Consider the following 20,074-nt stretch of genomic DNA (forward strand, 5'->3'; position numbering starts at 1 on the left):
CTGTTGTGAAAGTGCTGGTCACAGCCATTCGTTGATGGCTGCGATCAGCACTGTCGCTTCGTAACGGACGGCGAGTTTGTCGTACCGGGTGGCGACGGCCCGGTGGCGCTTGAGCCGGTTGATCCCGCACTCGACCGCGTGCCGCTGCTTGTAGTCGTCCTTGTCGAACTTTGGCGGGCGCCCGCCGCGCGATCCGCGCTTGAGGCGATTGCGGACCCGGTCCGCCGGAACCGGGATGGTGGCTTTGATTCCGCGTCTGCGCAGGTAGGAGCGGTTGCTGCGGGAGTCGTAGGCCTTGTCTGCCCGGACCCGGTCTGGCCGCTTGCGCGGCCTGCCGAGCCCGAGCCGGGGCACCCGGATCGCCTCCAGGACCGGCTCGAACTGCGGGGAATCACCCCGCTGCCCAGCCGTGATCACCACCGACAGAGGCTTCTGCCCCTGCTCGACCGCGAGGTGGATCTTGCTGGTCAGTCCGCCACGGGAGCGTCCGAGACCGTGGTCGGCCGGCTCGACGAACACTCCGCCGGGCGGCTCCTTCTGGAGGTCCCCCTTTCTGCCGCCCCGGCGGCGTGCTGATGGGCCCGGCAGACGGTGGAGTCGACATTCACGTCCCAGGTGATCAGGCCCTTCGCATCAGCCTCGGCCTGGAGCCGCGTGAGGATCCGGGCCCACGTGCCGTCCCGCTGCCAGCGCCGGAACAGGTCATAGACCCGGTCCCACGGCCCATAGCGTTCGGGCACGTCCCGCCAGGGAGCGCCGGTTCGGGTCCGCCACCGTATGCCGTCTATCAGCTGCCGCCGTGTCCATACCTGCGGACGGCCCGGCTTGATGCCCGTCGGCAGCAACGGCTCAAGCCGGGCCCACTGGCCGTTCGTCAGATCTCCACGTCCCACGACAGGTGATCATCAACGAACAAGATCCACTTTCGCAACAGGCCCTAGTGGCCGCGGCGTCACAGTGCCATCCGCAACGGCACGTCGACCATCGGTATTCGTTGCCGTAGAGACATCTGGCGTGCTCCGTCAGGGTGCTATGCATGGCCTGGAGCCTGTGCCGTCATGATCCGCCGGACAGAACCAATACTCCAGCAGCGTTTTGCTATCTGGCCTGGTCAGGGGAGTCGTGGGGAGTGTAGTGGGAGGGTTGGGTGCCGGTGGTGGTCTTGGCCGGGTGCTCCACCAACGAGTGGATTCGCCGCTGGTAGTGGCAGTGGCGGGCTGTCGCCTGGCGTCTGCGACGCCAAAGTGACCAGCTCAGCACGTGGCGGCGGAGCGCCCGGCCCGGGCGGCCGCCTGGGCCGAGGCGAAGCGCCAGGAGCCGGCGGACTTCTGCCACGGTGAGGGGAACCACGGCGCCGGAACCGTTTCTGCACCCCCCTTTGTCGCTTCGTGGGCCATGACCGCGAGGTAGGAGTGGGCCAGCATCGCCAGCGTGATGTGGCGATACCAGCCCACGTATCGGCGAACTTCGTACTGGTCCAGGCCGCACTCGTTCTTCGCGGCCTGGAAGCACTCTTCGATCTGCCAGCGCATCCCGGCGATCCGCACCATCTCCTGAATGGCTGTCTCGAGCGGTGTGTAGGCGAGGTAGTAGGCGATCTCCTCAGGCTTGCTGAGACTGCGGCGGGCCAGAGCCCACCGGCGGCGCACGGGGGCCTGTCCCTGGTAGTCGAACTCGGCCACCGTGGGCAGCTCCAGGGCCGCCCAGTGGTAGAGCCGTGGCCCCTTGGCGCCGTCGCCGCAGGAGATCGCCTCCCATGCCTCGTCGGGGGCCCGGGCGAAGAGGTGGTCGATGCGCGGGCCGAAAACCTGCTGGGACTTGGGTACTGCGAGCACGTAGCCGAGCCCGGACTGCTCCAGTAGTCGGCGGAAGCGTCCCTCTTGCCCGTATGCGGCGTCCGCTGTCACCCAGGCAATCGGAAGTTCGGAGGCCAGAGCACGCAGGACCAGGCGCTTGGCCAGCTCTCCTTTGGTGGCGAAGCCCCGTTCGTCGGGGACCTTTGCCGCCTGGCAGCGGTCTCGGTCGTCCGTCCAGGACTTGGGCAGATAGAGCTCCCGGTCGACCAGTGCACGGCCGCGGGTGGTGGCGTAGGCGGCGAAGACGCCGATCTGGCAGTTTTCGGTGCGGCCGGCGGTGCCGGAGCACTGGCGCTGGACCCCGGCGGAGGTGCTGCCCTTCTTGATGAAACCGGTGTCGTCGACGACGAGCACCCCTGCTTCCTCGCCGAGATGCTCAGCGACGTAGGACTGGAGGTCGTCACGGACGTCGTCAGCGTCCCAGTTCGCCCTGTTCAGGAGCCGTTGCAGGCCGTCGGGCGTGCGATGGCCAGCGAATTCGGCCAGTTGCCAGCCGTTCTTGCGGCCGACGGGGGCGAGCAGGCCTCGTATGTAGTCCCGTCCGCGGCGCCGCAGGTCGGCGCGGCCGAAACGGTGGCCGATCCGAAGGAACAGGTCCTCGAGTTGTCGTTCCCAGGCCGCGTCCGCGTGGTCGTCGATCACGAAGACAAGCTGTCCACGACTCAGCCCGGCCCATACCTCTCATCCACTCGTTGGTGGAGCACCCGGCCAAGACCACCACCGGCACCCCACCCTCCCACTACACTCCCCACGACACCCCTGACCAGGCCAGATAGCAAAACGCTGCTGGAGTACTAAGCGGCAGGAGCTTGGCTGTCGGGGGACAGCTTCCGATTTGTGCCGGACCGATTGATGTCCAGGTCGAACAGCGTTGCCCGCCGTCGGGTAAGGCCGGTGCCGCTGTTCCAGAAGCCGACCTTTCGGCGTTCGAGCCACATCGTCAGCCGCTTCACACCGATCCGGCGCAGGGCAGCCGGGGTCTGGTACTCGGTCAGCATGATTACAGGGCCCTTGGCCGCAGAGTAGTCGAAGGCCCGTTCCAGGGACGGGCAGATGCCGACGAGCAGGTCACGGAGACGGTTGATCAGCCGCACGCGGTCGGCGATGAGATCGGCCCGGTAGTGCGTCAGGAGCCGGAGCGTGGAGACGGTCTCCTGCGGAATGTCCAGCTGGGCGAAGTCTTTGGGGCGCATGCGGGCCTGATCGGCGATGACCCGGGCGTCGCGTGCATCGGTGTTGCCCTCGCCCCGGTAGACGCCGGACATCCGGTTGACCGTGCGTGCCCGGTACGTAGACCACCCGCTGATCATGCGCAATGAGCAGCGCCAGCAGCAGGGTCGAGGCTCGGCCCGAGATGTCCACCGCCCACCGCACCTCATCAGCCTGTTCTCTGGCGGTCTCGATCAGCGTGAGGATCTGGGCCTCGTCGTTGATCACCTTCGTCGAGAACACCGTCTCGCCGTCGGCGTCGATGGCGACCGCCCATTGGTGCCCCTGCCGGCGTCGATGCCGACCCATATCCGTGCCTGCCGCGCGCTCACCCTCAAAGCTCCGTTCCGCCGTGACCAGCACATTCGTGGTCCGAAGAACACTCCGCCGACAGGTCCCTAACCAGCGATGACCGCAGTTCTCAATCAGTGGTCGGAGCGTCCAGAAGGACCGGGCGGCCATTCCCCTCGAGCCATCAACGACACACAGTCATCAGCCACACCCGGTCCTCCCGGACCGCCCAACATTCTTAGGAAACAGCCATACCGGACCCGAAGGCCGGAGGCCCCATCGCGGAGCCACGAGGACGGTAACGGGGGCAGACGCCGCTGAGCTTCACCTCGCGCCGGCGGAGCGGTCGTTCTGCAGCCTCGTTGGTCAAAAGGCCTCCTCGACGGCAGTCCGATCACTGCAGTGTTGTGGGATGGGCGGACGTGATCAATACCTATGGACGGAGTTCAGGGAGGTTGCGGGGCTCTGATCATTTTCCCCAGGCAAGGAGAGCATCACTACCGACGTATGACAGCCATCTCTTCGCAGTGCACCAGTACCTGGAGGGGTGAAGAGATCACGAGGACCATGGTCATCTTCGCCTGAGCAGGACGGCCCCGGCCCTACACAAACTTTTCATCCACTCTCGGGTGAGGTACCAGCTCCGGCGTAGTCCCGCTGCCCGAACCGGCGGGCAGCGGATATGCTGCTAGCACCGTTGTTACTCAGGCGAAGAGGGCCCCTCCACCACTGTGGAGGGGCCCTCTTTCTCGTTCTCGCACAGGTCAGGCGACCTGCAGCTTCGGCCTGCCAGTAGGGGCAGGCGGCGCCTGGCGGTATGTAGGCAGCTTCAGGTTCGGCAGGTCCCCGGCCTGAATGCGAACGAGCGCGTCTCGGAAGGCGGCCTCCATGGCCTCAGGGGTCTCGTACTTCGCTGCGAGCGGGTGAAGGCGGTAGGAGTTGCCGTTCCGCTCCTCACTACGCGGACGCAGAACGATGTTGAGAGCGCACAAGGGCGCCATCAGACCGCTGACAGCCTGCGGAGTCACGCCGTACTCCGTAGCCATGTCCCTCTGCCGCACTGGCAGCGCTCCTCCGAACTCGCACCGGTAGAGAAGGTACTGGAGAAACTTAACGGCGGATCCGGACAGAGGCAGAGCCCAGATGCGCTCCGCGACGATCGGAGACAGGACGTTAGCCATGAAAGGGCCTTCCTTGTGATCGGTCGCCCTGGATGAGGCCTGGCAGCGCTATCACCCGGTTCGTTTCCTTCCACGGATCCTCGCGTCCACGCCGAAGTCGAGGTCGAACTCATCCTGATGAGCATCCTCAGGCCCCACCGCGTAGGGGAAAGCCTCAGGACTCCGCTCATGCCGCTCGGCGATCTCAGCGAGGACGTCGTGCTGCGCGGTGCTGTTCCCGTGAAACCAGAGGCGTACGTTGATCTGGATCCGGCCGTTGCCAGCCTTCTCCACCCAGTTATAACCGCAGAGGGCCTGCACAGCACGGTTCACGGTAGAACGCGTGATCATCTTGCCGCCCTTCTGGGCGGCAACCTTGTTCAGTCCATCAGTGATCTCTTGCTGTGTGTACTGCGCAATCCCCGTGCCAGGTACCTGTCCGCCGGCTACGAACAGAAAGACGCACAGCTGGGACTTGGTGATGCTGTTGGCGACGGCGAGCTGCGCGAGCAGCTGTGTGAACCAATTGCTCGCCAGGCTGTAGCCGGCCCCGCCCGCCATGTCGTGAACGGACCGGGGATCTGCTGCGTACTCGAAGTGGACACCCTTCAGTCGGCGTCGGCCACCAGGATCGGCGGCCCGGGCCACCTCCTCTCCGAGCTGCTGGCCGAGTACGGCCAGGATGTCTCCGAACTCAGCCTCGTTTCCTGCCACGGCAGGTGTAGGGACAGAGCGGGGCCCACGCGTTCGACGACGGGCGGGCGGATCAGATGTCACACGTCCTCCTTGGTACTCAGGCAGGACGAGCCTATCTAAAAATCAACGCCCAGTTGTCTTTTGATGCATCGACGCGCCGCGTGGGTCTTCGATGCGCAAGCAGGCCCTCAGCGCCCTGAAAAGTCCACGCCTTGTGAACTTTCCGTGCCACCTCGTACCGGAAGTCCATGCCTCGTTGATTCTACGTGTCGAGACGGCAGCACACGCCAGTCCTCAGCAGCCGGACAGTAGAGGCTCGCCGTCCGCCAACGGCAACGCGCCCACCTGCGACGATGCGAGACCTCGCGGCGGCACCAGAGAGTAAACCGCTGCTTGATTTTCCGCCCAAATGTGCTCGCCGGGTACACACTTCACCAGGCAAAACGTGCCCCCCACGACACGCTGCCAGTCGCGTTGTTGCAGGTCAGAGCCCTATGGATCCTGGATACTCTTCTTCAAGAGCAATTTGAGGCATCGTCACTCCTCTTCAGTTATCCGCTCCTAGGGTCAAGGACATTCCGCAGTGCTCCACAGGGCAGCATGGGTTGGCTCACTCTCCGCTCAAGGGGGGCACTACATCCCGTGGGCGTCTGCACAGGATCCTGGCTGCGGGCCCGGTGCCCCGATTCCGGGAGGACGGACAGCAGCTTGCTCCACCGACTGATAGCTGCACCACCGAAAGCGAGCCCAGGACTAGGGTCCGACGCCGGACTACGGTCAGGGGCCACCTGCACCACCCCCGACCTCAGCCAAGGTTCCTTTCCTACAACGAGTACAGCCTGCAGTCGCCAATCCTCCTGACCTACCCAGCGGGGCACCGCAAGCCCGCTAGGGCTGAGGAGCTACCGGCCCTAGGGCGCGTATTGGGTCGTGATCAAAGGTCGGTCCGGGTGAGGTCTTTGATCCAGATCATGGCGGCACGGAGGTGGAGGCCTGCGAGGTAGCTGCGGGGTTCTTGTCGTAGCGTGTGGCGATGCCTCGCCAGGCCTTCAGCTTGTTGATCAGGCGCTCGACGGTGTTGCGTTCCTTGTAGAGGTCGGTGTCGTGGGTGACTGGCCGGCCGCCCCTGCGGCCTTTGTTCTTCCGGTTGGCGGCCTGGTCCTTCTTCTCCGGGATGACTGCCTTGATCCCGCGTTTGCGCAGGTAGGAGCGGTTGTCGCGGGACGAGTAGGCCTTGTCCCCGGCGACCGCGCCGGGCCGGGTGCGCGGACGTCCGGCGGGCCCGCGGACCCGCACCTTCTTGAGCACGGGGATGAACTGGGGGCTGTCCGCGGCCTGCCCCGCGGTCAGGTCAGGGCCAGAGGCCGGCAGCGGCGGTCGGCAGCCAGGTGGATTTTGCTGGTCTGCCCGCCTCGCGATCGCCCGAGCAGAGCTGCTTTCAGACGGAGCTTGCGCCGTCGCCGGACGCGCCGTCGCTCGGCCCGGCCGGGATCCCCGGCGTTGCCGTGTCCGTCTTGTTCCGCCGTGTCGCCCCTTTTTTTGCCGGGCCGCCTCCGCCTCGAGGGCGGCCTTCTCCAGAGCGTCCAGAACCTCCTTCTCTAAGCGCATCCCGGCCGCGTCGTGATGGGCGCGGACCGTCGTGGAGTCCACGCTGACCAGCGACATGTCAGCCCTGCCCCGCCCAGCCGCCTCGGCGATCACGCCTTCCAGCAGTCCCTCAAAGACCCCGCCGTCCCGCCACTGCCTGAACCTGTTGTGCACCGTGGACCAGGCACCGAACCGCTCCGCCATCTCCCGCCACTGCGCTCCCGAACGAAACTTCCAGATCACGCCCTCGAACTGCTCCCGCAGCCGCTCGGGATACGGGCCGTACTCACCAATCGGCAGATACGGCTCGATGAATCCCCACTCATCGTCCGTCAGTTGCGCACGCGTCACACGCACCGGACTACCGGATCCACCCCCGCAGCGAGGGCAGATCCGACAAACCGATCACGACCCAATACAGACCCTAGGTGTATTGACCCGCAGCGTTGTTGATTCGGCTGATGGGTGGATGTCCGCCGAGTGCGGTGTGGCTGCGGTGGTGGTTGTAGGTGTGGAGGAAGTCTGCCAGGGCCCTGGTTCGCTCGTCGTTGGAGGTGTAGGGCCGTAGGTAAGCCCATTCGTCGGGCAGGGTGCGGTGGAAGCGTTCGACCTTGCCGATGCTCTTAATAGCTGTCAAGGACGGTCAGGCTGCGGTTGCCAGGTCCTGTTGGGACGGCGGCTGGGCTGGGATGCGGGGGACGGGCAGCCGGTAGATCTCGCGTGCGATGTGCCGTTTCAGACAGCGGATGATCTCGGTCTTCGTCTTGCCTTCGGCTGTCCTGCGGGCGACGTAGGCGCGTGTGCGTGGTTCCCAGGCCATGCGGGTGACCGTGATCATGTAGAGGGCGTGGTTGGCCTGGCGGTCGCCGCCGCGGTTGAGGCGGTGGCGGCTGGTCTTGCCTGAAGAAGCGGGGATGGGGGCGACGCCGCAGAGGTGGGCGAAGGCCGACTCGGACCGGAGCCGTTCGGGGTTGTCGCCGACGGCGATGAGCAGGGCTGCGACCGTCTCGGCGCCAAGCCCCTTGACGGCCATGAGCTCGGCTGCTGCCTGGCTAACGAGCCTGTGCAGGTGACGGTCTAGTCCTGCGATCTCGTCACTGAGCTGTTGATACCGGAGGGCGATGGACCTCATCGCCAGCTTGGTGACTGCGGTCAGCGTGTCCGGTTCAGCTCCCGTCCGCCAGCGAGTGACGGTGCGGATCAGCTCCGACCGGTGGAGGCCGCGGATGCGCTCGCGAAGAGTGTCGGGAGCCGTCACGATCAGGGATCTGAGCTGGTTGACGGCTTGGGTGCGGGCCTTCATCGCGCTGCGGCGGGCGACCCTGAGGGTGCGGATCATCTCGACGGCACCATCGCCGGTCTTCGGTATGGCCGTAGCGACGCCGGCCTGCACCGCTCGTGCCGCGGCCTCGGCGTCGACTGCGTCAGACTTCCCGCGGCGCCGTCGTGTCTGGCGGTCAGGTCGGTTGACCTCGAAGACTCGATGACCCCGCTGCCGCATCCACCTGGACAGGCCGGCGCCGTAACAACCGGTGCCCTCCAGACCGATCTGTTCGATGGTGCCCATGCTTGCCGCCCAGGACTCGAGGGAGGCGTAGCCCTGTGGTGTCGAGGGAACGGTGAGCGTGCCCAGTCGCCGGCCGAGCTGGTCGAGGGCGGCCGCGACATGGATGTCTGCGTGGGTGTCGACTCCGAGGGTCACGCTCGTGGTGGAGCTGCTGGGCACCTGTCCTCCTGGCGGTCCATGTGGATGGAGCCGCACCGATGGAGCACAGGGGACACAACTGCGATGAGGCGCGTGAGCCAGGCTCTTATCAGGTCACATCCGGCGGTCCGCCGGTGCAGCCGCACACGTTCTCCCGGCCGGGCGACACATCGGCAACAAGGCACGAATGGCCGGTTGGTCTGTGGGTCAGACCAACCGGAAGAACGCCGTCAGATCCTCGCAGTTGGTCTGTGGCCGCCAGGGCCTGGTCCAGCGGGGCTGGATGCCCAGGTCACGGCAGGTGTCGCGCCAGGTGTTCCGGCTGTAGGCCCAGGCGTTGTCGGTCAGGACCCGCTCGACGCGGATGCCCAGGGACGCGAAATGGGCGGTGGCCCGGGCCAGGAAGCCGGCGCAGGTCGGGGCGGTCTCGTCAGGCAGGTCCTCGGTGTAGGCGATCCGGCTGTGGTCGTCGAGCGCGGTGTGGAGGTAGGCGTATCCGGCGCCGTTGCGGCGGTCCTTGTTCGGGCTGCCGGCGGCCCGACCGAGAGCTTTGTGACCGCCGCCGTCGGGGATCCGGCCGAGTTTCTTGACGTCGATGTGGATCAGTTCGCCGGGGCGGGCGCGTTCGTAGCGGCGGACGGGCTCGCCGGTGGCCCGGTCCAGGGTGGCCAGGGCGGCGGCTGGCCGTGCCGGGTGAGGATGCGGTGGGCGGTGGAGGCCGCGATGCGGCAGCGGATGGCCAGCCGCAGCGGGCCGATGCGGTGTTCCCGGCGGAGGCGGAGCACTTCCGTCTCGATCTCGGCAGAGGTCCTTCGGGGCTGGTGGTGGGGGCGGCTGGAGCGGTCACTCATTCCGGCGATGCCGAGCTGCCGGTAGCGGCCGGCCCAGCGGGCCGCGGTGGTGTGGCTGACCTGGAAGCGTTCCGCGGCCCGCCGCAGGGGCCAGCCGTCGTCCACGACACAACGCGCCAGACGCAGTCGTCCGGTCTCGGTCAGCGGGGCATTACGGTGGACCACGAGGGCCTCCTGTCTCCGGTGCAGATGTCGCAATCCACACCGAACCCGGAGGCCCTCACCCATTTCAAGAACCCAGCACGCGTGTCACCAACGTCCCGGGACAACACACCTAGGTGCCGGTCGTGGTCAGTGAGCACGGCACGGGTCAACGGCTTGGCAGGTCGGTGGACCCTGAACTCATCGACTCCCAATCGGGCCCGGTGTATGACGACGGGCAGTTTCATGATTTCTCCGTTGTGGTGCGGCGGCTGACTTCGTTGGCGTAGGTGCTCCAGTCGCCGGCGGAAAGACGCTACCAAGCGACGGCGACGTCGGCATGGATACCGAGGGTGCGGGCGAGGATCGCGGCGGGGGTCTCGGTGGCGAGCTGGAAGAGAGCGGTGCTGCGCGCCTGGCTGGGCCGGATCCCGAGCTGGTTCAGGCGCTGGGTCAGCTGTGTGGTGCTGATCGGGCGTCCGGGCTGGCCGCCGGGGAAGAGCCATGGAGACGGAGCCAGGGCACCGATGGTCGCGTGCCCCTTGCGGTTCGCGGCGACAGTGCGGGCCAGCTGGGCGACGGGCTCGGGGAGCTGAACGGGGGCACTACCGAGGTGGAGACGTACCTCTTGAGCGTCGACCTCGACGTCCTCGATGGTCAGTCGGTGGATCGCCGATGGCCCTTGTACGTAGAGGAGGAGAAGCGGTTCGGCGAGGCGGTCTTCGGGCTTGAGGGTGTCGTCGTGCAGGAGCCGGCGTGCGACGTTTTACCGGTGCTTGTCGTCGAGTGGCTGGGTGGGGCCGTTCCAGCGGACGGTGGGGACGTGGAAGGTGGTGAGCTTGTTGGTGCGAGCCCAGCGGACGAAGTGCCCGCCTGTGTGGCGGTAGTTCGCGGAGTCGTTGGTGAGCCACTGGTCGAGGTCGGCGGCCTGCCGACAGGTCTCCAGGGTGAGGTCGTGGGCTGTGAGCCAGGTAAGGAAGGCGACGGCCGCGTTGGGCGCGTTGGCGCGCGATGCGAACTGCTGCGGGGTTAGGGGGCGGCCGTTGCTGCGTCGGCGTAGTCGACGGACCAGATGCCATATCGCGTACTGGTGCAGGACTTTGCGCTGTTCGGGATCTTGCTGTGATGCGAGAAGGCTGGCGAGGAAGCGTTCGAGGCGGACCATGTACTCGCCTCGCTCGGGCAGGGCACCGACGCCGACGAGCACCTGGCGGAGGTTGGCGAGGGGCGGGCTGTCGGGCAGCTCGTCGAGGGCCTCGTGGGTCAGGGCTCGTCTGCCGGCCGCGAGGTCGGCCAGGACCGGAGACACGGACGGCTTGTTCAGCCGCCGATTGGAGGTGAGTGGGTGCTCGGTGGTGGCGATGTTGTTCCGCAGGGCTTCGAGACCGGGGTGGAGGGTGCCGGACGGATGGCCCAGGAGCTCGGTGAGGCGCCGATTGGTGAGACAACGAGCGCACTGGCCAGGGTGCGAGTAATCGGGATCGGTGCAGGTGGGGCAGGTGTGCCAGGCCTCAGGCGCGGTGCAGCCCAGGCTAAGGGGTTGGTCGAGGGTGCCGGAGACGACCGCCGCGACGCCGCCGCAGGCTGAGCATGCAGCGGAGTGACGCTGGCAGTCCGGGCAGCATGGCCGACCTGTAGTCCGGGAGGTGCCGCAGGGAACCGGCTGGTCGCGGCATCTTCGGTCGGAGCGGTGTAGACGGGCTTGAGTGGTTTGGCGATCTTGTCCCAGTCCTGGCGGGCGGCGTAGCGGAACGAAGCCCGCAGCGGGTGAACGACACATGTCTGCACGACGGTCTTGGGCCAGACCTCCCCAGACCGTGTCGGGCAGGCCCTTCAAGCCGTCGCAAACCAGCATCAGGATGTCCTCGGGGCCGCGGTTCTTCAGCTCGGTTCAGGACACGGAGCCTGTGCTTGGCGCCTTCGCCTCCTTCGCTGCCGGCCCAGAGCCCGAGGATGTCGCGGTTGCCCTCGGCCGTGACCGCGAGGGCCATGTAGATCGGGCGGCTGGTCGACCTGGCCCTCGCGGATCTTCACGTTGATGCAGTCGATGAAGACGGCCGGGTAGACGCGGTCGAGCGGGCGGGCCTGCCATTCGGCCATGCCCTCCATCACCGAATCGGTGATCGTGGAGACGGTCTGCTTCGACACGTCGGCGCCGTAGACCTCGGCCAGGTGCGAGGAGATCTCACCGCGGGCCAGGCCCCTTCGCCGACAACGAGAGGACCATTTCGTCGACGCCGGTCAGCCGGCGCTGGTACTTCTTCACGATCTGCGGCTCGAAGGCGCCGTCACGGTCCCGGGGAACCTGGACGGTCACCAGGCCGGCATCGGTGATGACGGTCTTGACCCGCTTGCCGGTACGGGAGTTCTGGCCGTTCTTCCCCGCCGGATCCTGCCGGTCATACCCGAGGTTACCGGTCATCTCACCCTCGAGAGCGGACTCCAGCAGCCGCTTCGTCAGCTGCCGGAGCAGCCCGCCCTCACCCGTCAACTGCAAGCCCTCCGTCTGGGCCCGGACCACAAGTTCAGCCAGCGCCCGTCACCACGAGCTACCGGTGCGCGAGACTCTTGTGGCGGCCACGCACTACCTCGTCACGGGAAGTCCTCACCGTCTTGCTTGTTACCCAGATTCTGCGGGCCGGAGCCGCGTGTGAGGTCGCTTGACCTGCTGGCACAAGGGCCTGTACTGCCGCTCGGTACGCGGGGGTGCAGGCCCTCACGTATCTCGAGACCTCGGGCACCTCGAGCCTGATACTCACTGGGAGGAAGGCGGTGCTAACGCCGTTAGCACCGCCTCAAGTGCTACTGACCTTAAAGGCGGGTTGTCGTAGGGGCTGACGAGCGGTGATCGTCGCGGTATGCCCGGTGTATGAGGTATCCGCAGGGTGGGGGTCTGAACGCGGAGAGGCAAGCATTCCGTGAGCGGGTCCGGATGGAGGCGGTCGGGATGTTCGCCGATGGGCGGGGCAGTACCGATATCGCGAAGGAGTTAAGGGTCAGCGTCCGTTCAGTCCAGCGGTGGCCTCAGGCTTGGCGGGAGGCCGGGCAGGACGCGGTTCGCTCTCGTGGCCTGGCGTCCCGTCCGAAACTGAGCGATGTGCTGTTTGTCGTGCTCGAGGAGGAGATGGCCGAGGGTCCGGTCGCTCACGGCCGGCCGGATCAGCGATGGACGCTGGCCAGGATCAAGACGCTGATCGGCCGGCGGTTCCACAAGAGCATGACGTTGTCGGGGATCTCCCTGATGCTGCGGAGGCACGGCTGGAGCCATCAGGTTCCGGCCCGTCGTGCCGTCGAGCGGGACGAGGTGGCGGTGGCCAGTTGGGTGAAGGAGCTGTGGCCGTGCCTGGAACCACCGCGGCGGCGCTCGGGGCCCGGCTCGTCTTCTAGGACTAGGCAGGATTCTCGATGATGCCGCCGACCTCTCGCATGTGGGGCAAGCGCGGAACGACCCCGGCCATCCGGGTCAGCGGCCGTTCCCAACGCCCGTTTTCCATCGCAGCCCTGTGCTGCTACAAACCCGGCGAACGCCTCCGCCTGATCTATCGACCCAAACGACATACCGATCATAAGAGCGGCGGCCGCAAGAGCTTCGCCTGGACCGAGTACCGCGACCTCCTCATCGCCGCCCACCAGCAGTTCGACGGACCGATCGTCCTCGTCTGGGACAACTTGAACGTCCACGAGGACCACCGAATGCGGGCCTTCATCGACGCTCAGGACTGGATCACCGCCTATCACCCGCCGCCCTACGCCCCCGACCTCAACCTGGTCGAAGGAATCTGGTCGGTTCTGCGCCGAACCATCCAGGCCAACACGGCCTTCACCGACCCCGACCGCCTCATACGCCGGCTCCGACACGGCCTCCGCCAAATTCAATACCGCAGCGGCATCATCGACGGATGCCTCACCGCTATCGGCCTCATCCTCACGTTCAGCTCAGACGGGCCATGCTGTGAGTCGCCGCAGCATGCCCTCCTGTGAAGCCGCGCTCAAGAAACCGGAGGTGGAGCCACGCTCGTGGGCTGAGTACGTGCTCAACCAGACCGCGGGACCGAGGACCACACGCCCAACCACTGCTCGGCGCCGAACTCCTCGAACCGCTCCATCTCGCTGAACCCCATTTTCTCCGCGACACGTACAGAGCGGTCGTTGGCCTCCTGGGTGCAGAGCATCACCGGCTCGCCGGGAACGGCGTCGGCGAACCAGCCGAGAGCCGCGGCGCATGCCTCAAAAGCGTACTCACGTCCCCACGCCTCCGGCAGGAGCATGTAGCTGAGCTCGGCCTCCCTGGCATCGGGACGGACGTGTCCCGAACGCTCCGCGTCCCGCCGGTCAAGCGTGACGATGCCGATCATCGCCCCGTCGTGATCGACCACGCAGGACGTCGCCCGGGCACTTCAGGTACTGCACTATCAAGCTCAGCACGTGGTCGGGGGCCACCGAGGTACGTCCGCACCTCTGACAAGGTGAACAGGTCAACGTACGCCGCACGGTCCCGAGCCTCGGGCTCGCGCAACACGAGCCGCTCGGTCCGCAACGGGACGGGCGGCCAGACAGCGGGTCCAAGCTCAGCCATGACAGGCGACCTACCGAATTTCCCCACAGCAGGAGCATCCGGCCCCGACATCACGCCTTCAAACTCAGTAACGGCGTTAGCGCTTGCGGAGCAACTACCGCCAGATTTCGGCAAAACGCTCCTATGGATCACCATCACCTCGCCTGGCGGCAGTATGCTGCCGTCCATGTCATCTCTCAACTCGGGAGGTGAGCGGGAGAAGCTCGTCTCCAAGCTGCCCGCCCACCTCCAGCAAGCACTCAAGGTTCGTGCAGCGCAGCTCCAGATCGACATGCAAGATGCCGTCGCAAACGGCATCCAGGCGTGGCGGAACTGCAGTGACGACCTCCCCACTGTCAACACCGCCGGAGCGGACTCGTTCGGCACCTACCTCCCCGAGGGCCTGTACGAGGACTTCAAAGCCGACTGCCGCGAACGCGGCGTCTCCTACATCCAGGGGCTGGCACAGTCCGTGGTTCTCTGGCTCGCCGACAACCCCGCCGGCGTACAAGTGACGACCCGCAGAATCGTCGTCTGCAACCAGAAGGGCGGCGTCGGCAAGACCGCCGTATCCGCGGGCCTCGCCCAAGCCTTCGCCGAAGATCTTTCCGCTGTCAGTGCGGCAGCCGATGCCGCAGTCGGTGGCCTGAGAGTCCTTCTGGTTGACTACGACCCTCAGGGACACCTCACCCACCAGCTCGGCCTTACCGCCATTCCAGCGGGCGAGGAAAGTCTCATCACGCACATGCTCCACCGTGAGCAAGCCAAGCAGAGGCTACTCGACCTCACTGTGGTCATAAGCGGTGAGCGATTCGGCGGACGCCTGCGGATCCTGCCCGCAGCCTTCGACGCGTTTCTTCTCGACTCAGGGCTCACCATGTTCCGTGGCCCACGTGAGGCCACCCTCGAACGGGCACTCGCCCCGCTCGAGGAGCACTTCGACGTCATCGTCGTGGACTCACCGCCCAGCCTCGGACTCGCTATGGACGCCGCCCTCAACTACGGCCGCCAGCGCGACGACGAGAAGCCAGGCTCTTCCGGTCTTGTGATTCCCGTAGAAGCAGAGGACACCTCGGCCCAGGCTTACGGGATGCTGATCCAGCAGATCGACTCCCTTTCCAGGGACTACGACCTCGCCATCGAGCAGCTTGGACTCGTCGTCAACAAGTTCGACAGCCGACGCGGCTACATCGCAACCTCGTCCCTCGAGAAGTGGAAGTCGCTCGGCTCTCCCCCGGTCCTGGCCGTGGTCCCCGACGTCAAGGAGCAGCGCGAGGCCGTCCGAAAGCAGCGCCCGCTGCTGGACTACGCACCTGACTGCGAGCAGGCCCACCGGATGCGACAGGTCGCGCGAGGAGTGGAAACGGCATGAGCAAGGCGGACATGCTGGGCGACTCCCCCACGTTCAACGCCGTGGCACAGCCGATGAGCAGCCGTGCGGCATCCTTCGCACGCTTCGCCGGGCAGGACGGCCCCGCCCCGGACCCGACCAGCGCCCCGGCCGGGACACTCCGCGTTCGGCTGGACGCCCTGGCCCACAACCCCTACAACCCCCGCGAGGAACTCAAGTCGGTCGAGGACCTCGCCGACAGCCTCACCTCCCGGGGCGTCATCCAGCCCCTCGCTGTCGTTAGCCGGCAGGCGTTCCTCGCAGCTCACCCCGGCCACGATGACCGGATCGGCCAAGCCGCGTATGTGGTTGTCGATGGCAACCGTCGACTTGCCGCATCCACTCTGGCTGGCCTGGACGACGTCCCCATCCACGTTGACGACTCACTCGCCCAGGACGCTGACACCCTTCTTGAGACAGCTCTCACAGCGGCCGTCCAGCACGAGAGCCTCGACCCTCTGGAGGAGGCGAAGGCCCTCCAGCGCCTAGTCCACGTCCATGGATCCCAACGCGCTGTCGCCCGCGCGCTGGGTAAATCCAGCCCCTGGGTCACCCAGCGCATCGCCCTCCTCAAGCTCACCCAGGAGCTCCAGGACGCGGTCGAAGATCGAAGCCTTCCGGTTGAGATCGCACGCAGCATCGGCCAGCTGCCCGCACAGCAGCAGCAAAGTGCAGCACAAGAAGCACTCGCGAAGCGGGCTGATGCGAAACGCCGCAAGCGGACCGAGCGGGGTGCTAACGCCGTTAGCACCCCGCATGCCGCCAGTGGAGAGCTGAAGCCCAAGGATGACGCCGTCACCCCTCAGTCCGACGAGGGCAGTGCGAAGGCCCATCCGACCGATGGCGCGGTTATCGCCGAGCACGGCCTTCCCACACAGCTTCCTTCACTGCCGTGGCATGACGGCAACGCGGTCATGGACCTCGTCATTGGCGTATTGGATGACGAGCAGCGAACTCGTTTCCTGCACCGCTACATCGAGCGCAGCGGTAGCAAGGAGGCACTGGTCGCTGACTTCGCTCGGCTTCTCCCCAAGGAGGGCCGTCTTCAGCTTGCCGCGATTCTGGCAGCGGTGGCGGCAGACCTGCGCGTGCTCTGAACGCCCAGAGCAGGGGGCGTCCCTGCAGAGGCCGGAGCCAGAGCAGGGGCCGTCCGTGCGGGGGAGCGGTAGAAGCAGAGACAGGGGCTTCCGAAAAGGGGCAGACGGCGAAGCACCGTACCGTCGGCAGCCCTGACCTTCAGAAGCTCGACGTCACCGCGCCCAGCGAATACTGCGCGCGTAGCAAACACAAAGCGGACGTCTCGCTCTTCGCCGCCTCCTGCAAGTTCACCAAGCAGGCCCACACCTTCGCCGCCCGCCACAGCTTGGTTCTCGTCGTCGTGGACCTCCTCTCCGTGGAGCCAACATCACTGTGGCCAAGGCCGTCGAGGCCGCGGCAGTCCCAGCAGATCGCGCTGCCCGCTGAGAAGCAGGCCGCTAGGCTTGTCTGCGACCTCGCCCACCAGCTGGTGGCCCTGGACGAGAGGATCAAAGACAACGACGGGAGATCCGTGAGACCTTCCGTTCGGACGAGCGGGCCGAGATCATCGAGTCCATGCCCGGCATGGCCCGATCCTCGGGGCCGAGTTCGTCGCCATCGTCGGTGACCTGTCCGGCTACAAAGACGCCGGACGCCTGGCATCCCATGCCGGCCTGGCGCCGGTCGCCCGGGACTCCGGGCGCCGCACCGGCAACTACCACCGCCCCAGGCACTACAACCGGCGTCTGCGCTGGCTGTTCTACATGTCCGCCCAGGCCTCGATGATGCGGCCCGGCCTCTCCAGGGACTACTACCTCAGAAAACGGGCCGAAGGATTGCTGCACACCCAGGCTCTGCTGTCCCTCACCCGGCGCCGGGTCGATGTCCTGTGGGCGATGCTCCGTGACGGAAGGCTGTTCACCTCCGCCCCACCCGTCACGCAGGCGGCTTGACTTCATCATTGCGATTCCCCCTTTGTTTCGGTTGCTGATCCGGGGGGGCCCCTATGGGTTTCGTCAACCCGTGGGGGCGGGTTGGGGTTCGTAGAAGGTGCCGTCGCGGAGCATCGCGAAGAGCACGTCGGTTCGGCGTCTGGCGAGGCAGAGGAGGGCTTGGGTGTGGTGCTTGCCCTGGCTGATCTTCTTGTCGTAGTAGGCCCGGGACGTCGGGTCGGCCAGAGCCGCGAACGCGGACAGGAAGAAGGCCCGTTTGAGCTGCTTGTTTCCGCGGCGGGAGGGTTGTTCGCCTCGGATCGAGGAGCCCGAGCTGCGGGTCGCCGGGGCGAGGCCGGCGTAGGCGGCGAGGTGGGCGGCGGACGGGAACGAAGTGCCGTCGCCGACGTCGATGAGGATCCGTGCTCCGGTCCTGACGCCGATCCCCGGCATGGACGTCAGGACCTTGGAAAGAGGGTGTGCCTCCAGCAGTTCCTCGATCCGGGCGGCGAGGAGTTTCCGCTGGTCAAGCACTGTCTGCAGCGAGTTGGCGAGGCTGGGGACGATCAGCGCGGCCGCGTCCGTGCCAGGAACGACGACGGTCTGTTCGTCCAGGGCGGTGAAGATGTCCTCGACCAGTCGCTCGGCCATCCGCGGTGCTTTCGGGCGTATCAGCGTCACGAGCCGTCGGCGTCCGGCCTTGCGAATCTGGGCAGGGGAGCCGAACTGGTCGAGAAGCCTGAGTACCGCCGGGTGCTGCACTCGCGGGCCCAGCACCCGTTCCAGCGACGGGTGGATCTGTGTCAGCAGGCCCCGCAGCCGGTTGCTGATCCTTGTTGCTTCGCCGGCCAGGTCGTCGTCGAAGCCCACGATCATCTCCAGCTCGGCGATCGTCTCGTCTTCGAGATCGACCGAGCGGAGGGTGTGCGGCATGACGCGGGCCGCGTCGGCGATGACGAAGGCGTCGCGGGCGTCGGTCTTGGCCTCGCCTGGGTAGAGGTCGGCGATCCGCCGCATTGTCAGTCCGGGCAGGTAGGCGACCGGGCAGCCCATGTCCCGGGCGACCGCCAAGGGCAGGGCCCCGATGGAGGCCGGCTGGTCGACCACCACGAGCACGGTTCCGTGCTTGGCCTGCAGCTTGCCGAAGACCTCGCGGAGCTTGGGTTCGCTGTTGGGCAGCCGCTTGTCGAAGGCCTTCTTCCCGGCCGGGGTGACGGCGGTGGCGTGGTGTTCGCCCTTGCCGACGTCCAGGCCGAGGAAGACACCGATGTCGCTGACGTCGATCACGTGCGTCCTCCGGTCGTCCCTGCCCGGCCGTCCCACGGCACCGATCGCCACATCCACATTACGAAGAGCCTCCCGACCTGCGGAAAGGTCGGTGGTCATGCCCCTAATCAGCGGTCTGTCGATGCCTCCGGAGCCGGTGACACCACCCCCCAGGCCATGCGTTCGACAGGGGGAGAAAGTCATACCGACTCCGGAGGCCGGGCGCCCCATTGCGGGGCCACCAGAACGGTAATGGGGGGGGGCACCGGCCCGCAGGCATCGACGGACCGCTGATAAGGGGCTGCACCGGCTTCACCCGAGCCGGAAGAGCTTCTCCGTAACGTGGGTGTGGCAGCTCGGTGCCGAGGCAAGGCCGGCCGGAAGCGTGATGGAGGGGCCTGCACGTGATCGACACTAGCGACATCGACGTCTTCACGGCCTGGACGTCGGCAAGGGCGAACACCACGCCACCGCCGTCACCCCGGCCGGGAAGAAAGCCTTCGACAAGCGCCTGCCCAACACCGAGCCCAAGCTCCGCGAGCTGTTCGCGAAGCTCCAGGCCAAGCACGGGACGGTGCTGGTCGTTGTCGACCAGTCGGCCTCGATCGGCGCCCTGGCGCTGGCGATCGCGAGGGACATGGGCTGCCCAGTCGCCTACTTACCAGGGCTGACGATGCGGCGGATCGCCGATCTGTATCCCGGCGAGGCCAAAGCGGATGTGAGAGACGCGTTCAGCATCGCGGACGCCTCCCGGGCGATGCTTCACACGCTGTGGGCGATCGACGGCGAGCACGAGACAATCGCCGAGCTGGAGATGATCGTCGGCTTCGATGACGACCTGGCCGACGAAGCCCGCGTCACCAACCGGCTACACGGCCTGCTCACGCAGATCCATCCGTCGCTGGAGCGGGTGCTGGGGCCGCGGCTGCAGCACCCGGCCGTCCTCACGCTGCTGGAGCGGTTCGGGTCACCGGCCCAGATCCGCAAGGCTGGACGGCGTCGCCTTGTCGGCGTGCAGACGCCGGGGTTTGAAGTGGCGGCCGCGGTGGGGGTCGTGTCTCGTTTGGTTGCCCGTGATCATGGGTTTCAGCGCGAGGCTGTCGTGGGTGTTGGCCGCGGTGACGCCGACGAGGAGGGGCAGTCCGGCCGCGTCCGACAGGACGTGCATCTTGGAGCCCGGCTTGCCTCGGTCCACGGGACTCGGACCTGTGAGTTCGCCCCTTTTAGCGCGAGCATGAGCAGAGTCCAGGACCACGCGGGACAAGACGAGGAGGCCGGCGTCGTCGAGGCGGTGCAAGATCTCCTCGTGCAGCCGACCCCACACGCCGGCCCTCGACCAGATCCGCTGACCAGCACGTAGATGATCACCGCGAACAACGTCTCATCAGGCGTATCCGGTGTCCCACCACCCTGAGACC

The 20,074-nt window shown here is 66.6% G+C and carries 11 protein-coding genes and 8 pseudogenes; 5 read left to right on the forward strand and 14 right to left on the reverse strand.

From position 1 onward, the window contains the following. Positions 1-18: 18 nt before the first annotated feature. The 11 genes and pseudogenes from AC2RP6_RS00945 to AC2RP6_RS00995 form a co-directional block, all read right to left on the reverse strand. A protein-coding gene (locus AC2RP6_RS00945; RefSeq protein ID WP_486444384.1) for an IS5 family transposase occupies positions 19-893 on the reverse strand; the annotation gives its coding sequence in 2 pieces (ribosomal slippage) (positions 19-500 and positions 500-893; 876 coding nt in all). A 360-nt stretch (positions 894-1,253) separates the two neighbouring features. Beyond that, positions 1,254-2,498 (reverse strand): IS701 family transposase, encoded by a 1,245-nt coding sequence (locus AC2RP6_RS00950; protein ID WP_486444365.1) that lies wholly within the window; start codon positions 2,496-2,498, stop codon positions 1,254-1,256. Positions 2,499-2,770: 272 nt separating this feature from the next. After that, a pseudogene (locus AC2RP6_RS00955) lies at positions 2,771-3,397 on the reverse strand (IS110 family transposase); the annotation flags it as partial. 723 nt (positions 3,398-4,120) lie between these two features. Then, positions 4,121-4,537, reverse strand: a complete 417-nt coding sequence (locus tag AC2RP6_RS00960; RefSeq protein ID WP_359126242.1) for a hypothetical protein — start codon at positions 4,535-4,537, stop codon at positions 4,121-4,123. A gap of 51 nt (positions 4,538-4,588) precedes the next feature. Then, entirely contained in the window at positions 4,589-5,230 is a 642-nt protein-coding gene (locus tag AC2RP6_RS00965; protein ID WP_486444385.1) for a hypothetical protein, read from the reverse strand. Between the two features lie 916 nt (positions 5,231-6,146). Further along, positions 6,147-7,150: pseudogene (locus AC2RP6_RS00970) on the reverse strand (IS5 family transposase). Positions 7,151-7,223: 73 nt separating this feature from the next. Then, a pseudogene (locus tag AC2RP6_RS00975) lies at positions 7,224-7,415 on the reverse strand (integrase core domain-containing protein); the annotation flags it as partial. A gap of 27 nt (positions 7,416-7,442) precedes the next feature. Beyond that, positions 7,443-8,525 (reverse strand): IS110 family RNA-guided transposase, encoded by a 1,083-nt coding sequence (locus tag AC2RP6_RS00980; protein WP_486444386.1) that lies wholly within the window; start codon positions 8,523-8,525, stop codon positions 7,443-7,445. 222 nt (positions 8,526-8,747) lie between these two features. Continuing rightward, a pseudogene (locus tag AC2RP6_RS00985) lies at positions 8,748-9,520 on the reverse strand (IS481 family transposase); the annotation flags it as partial. Positions 9,521-10,262: 742 nt separating this feature from the next. Next, positions 10,263-10,805 carry a hypothetical protein gene (locus AC2RP6_RS00990; RefSeq protein ID WP_486444387.1) on the reverse strand — a complete coding sequence of 181 codons (543 nt, stop codon included), beginning with the start codon at positions 10,803-10,805 and terminating at the stop codon, positions 10,263-10,265. Between the two features lie 359 nt (positions 10,806-11,164). Further along, positions 11,165-12,029, reverse strand: a pseudogene (locus AC2RP6_RS00995) (IS256 family transposase); the annotation flags it as partial. Positions 12,030-12,365: 336 nt separating this feature from the next. Between AC2RP6_RS00995 and AC2RP6_RS01000 the strand changes: the two are divergent. Beyond that, a protein-coding gene (locus AC2RP6_RS01000) for an IS630 family transposase (protein ID WP_486444388.1) occupies positions 12,366-13,477 on the forward strand; the annotation gives its coding sequence in 2 pieces (ribosomal slippage) (positions 12,366-12,891 and positions 12,891-13,477; 1,113 coding nt in all). A 53-nt stretch (positions 13,478-13,530) separates the two neighbouring features. Here AC2RP6_RS01000 and AC2RP6_RS01005 read toward each other — a convergent pair. Then, positions 13,531-14,072: pseudogene (locus AC2RP6_RS01005) on the reverse strand (GNAT family N-acetyltransferase). 166 nt (positions 14,073-14,238) lie between these two features. Between AC2RP6_RS01005 and AC2RP6_RS01010 the strand changes: the two are divergent. The 3 genes and pseudogenes from AC2RP6_RS01010 to AC2RP6_RS01020 all read left to right on the forward strand — a co-directional run. Next, positions 14,239-15,423, forward strand: a complete 1,185-nt coding sequence (locus tag AC2RP6_RS01010; protein ID WP_486444389.1) for a ParA family protein — start codon at positions 14,239-14,241, stop codon at positions 15,421-15,423. Continuing rightward, on the forward strand, positions 15,420-16,538 hold the full coding sequence (locus AC2RP6_RS01015; RefSeq protein WP_486444390.1) for a ParB/RepB/Spo0J family partition protein: 1,119 nt from the start codon (positions 15,420-15,422) through the stop codon (positions 16,536-16,538). The genes AC2RP6_RS01010 and AC2RP6_RS01015 overlap by 4 nt, the downstream gene beginning before the upstream one ends. A gap of 310 nt (positions 16,539-16,848) precedes the next feature. Then, positions 16,849-17,411: pseudogene (locus AC2RP6_RS01020) on the forward strand (transposase); the annotation flags it as partial. 63 nt (positions 17,412-17,474) lie between these two features. Here the strand turns inward: AC2RP6_RS01020 and AC2RP6_RS01025 are convergent. Next, positions 17,475-18,677 (reverse strand): IS110 family RNA-guided transposase, encoded by a 1,203-nt coding sequence (locus AC2RP6_RS01025; RefSeq protein ID WP_486444391.1) that lies wholly within the window; start codon positions 18,675-18,677, stop codon positions 17,475-17,477. A 383-nt stretch (positions 18,678-19,060) separates the two neighbouring features. Here AC2RP6_RS01025 and AC2RP6_RS01030 point away from each other — a divergent pair. After that, a pseudogene (locus tag AC2RP6_RS01030) lies at positions 19,061-19,671 on the forward strand (IS110 family transposase); the annotation flags it as partial. Here the strand turns inward: AC2RP6_RS01030 and AC2RP6_RS01035 are convergent. Beyond that, positions 19,624-19,980, reverse strand: a complete 357-nt coding sequence (locus AC2RP6_RS01035; RefSeq protein ID WP_486444612.1) for a transposase — start codon at positions 19,978-19,980, stop codon at positions 19,624-19,626. The pseudogene AC2RP6_RS01030 and the gene AC2RP6_RS01035 sit on opposite strands and share 48 nt — an antisense overlap. Positions 19,981-20,074: the final 94 nt, after the last annotated feature.

The sequence above is a fragment of the Streptomyces sp. WAC03905 genome (assembly GCF_057371075.1).

What these genes read in the sequence shown, in the direction of transcription:
- AC2RP6_RS00960 (WP_359126242.1), bottom strand. Translation starts at nt 4,537, where the DNA reads ATGGCTAACGTCCTGTCTCCGATCGTCGCGGAGCGCATCTGGGCTCTG.
- AC2RP6_RS01010 (WP_486444389.1), top strand. Translation starts at nt 14,239, where the DNA reads ATGTCATCTCTCAACTCGGGAGGTGAGCGGGAGAAGCTCGTCTCCAAG.
- AC2RP6_RS01015 (WP_486444390.1), top strand. Translation starts at nt 15,420, where the DNA reads ATGAGCAAGGCGGACATGCTGGGCGACTCCCCCACGTTCAACGCCGTG.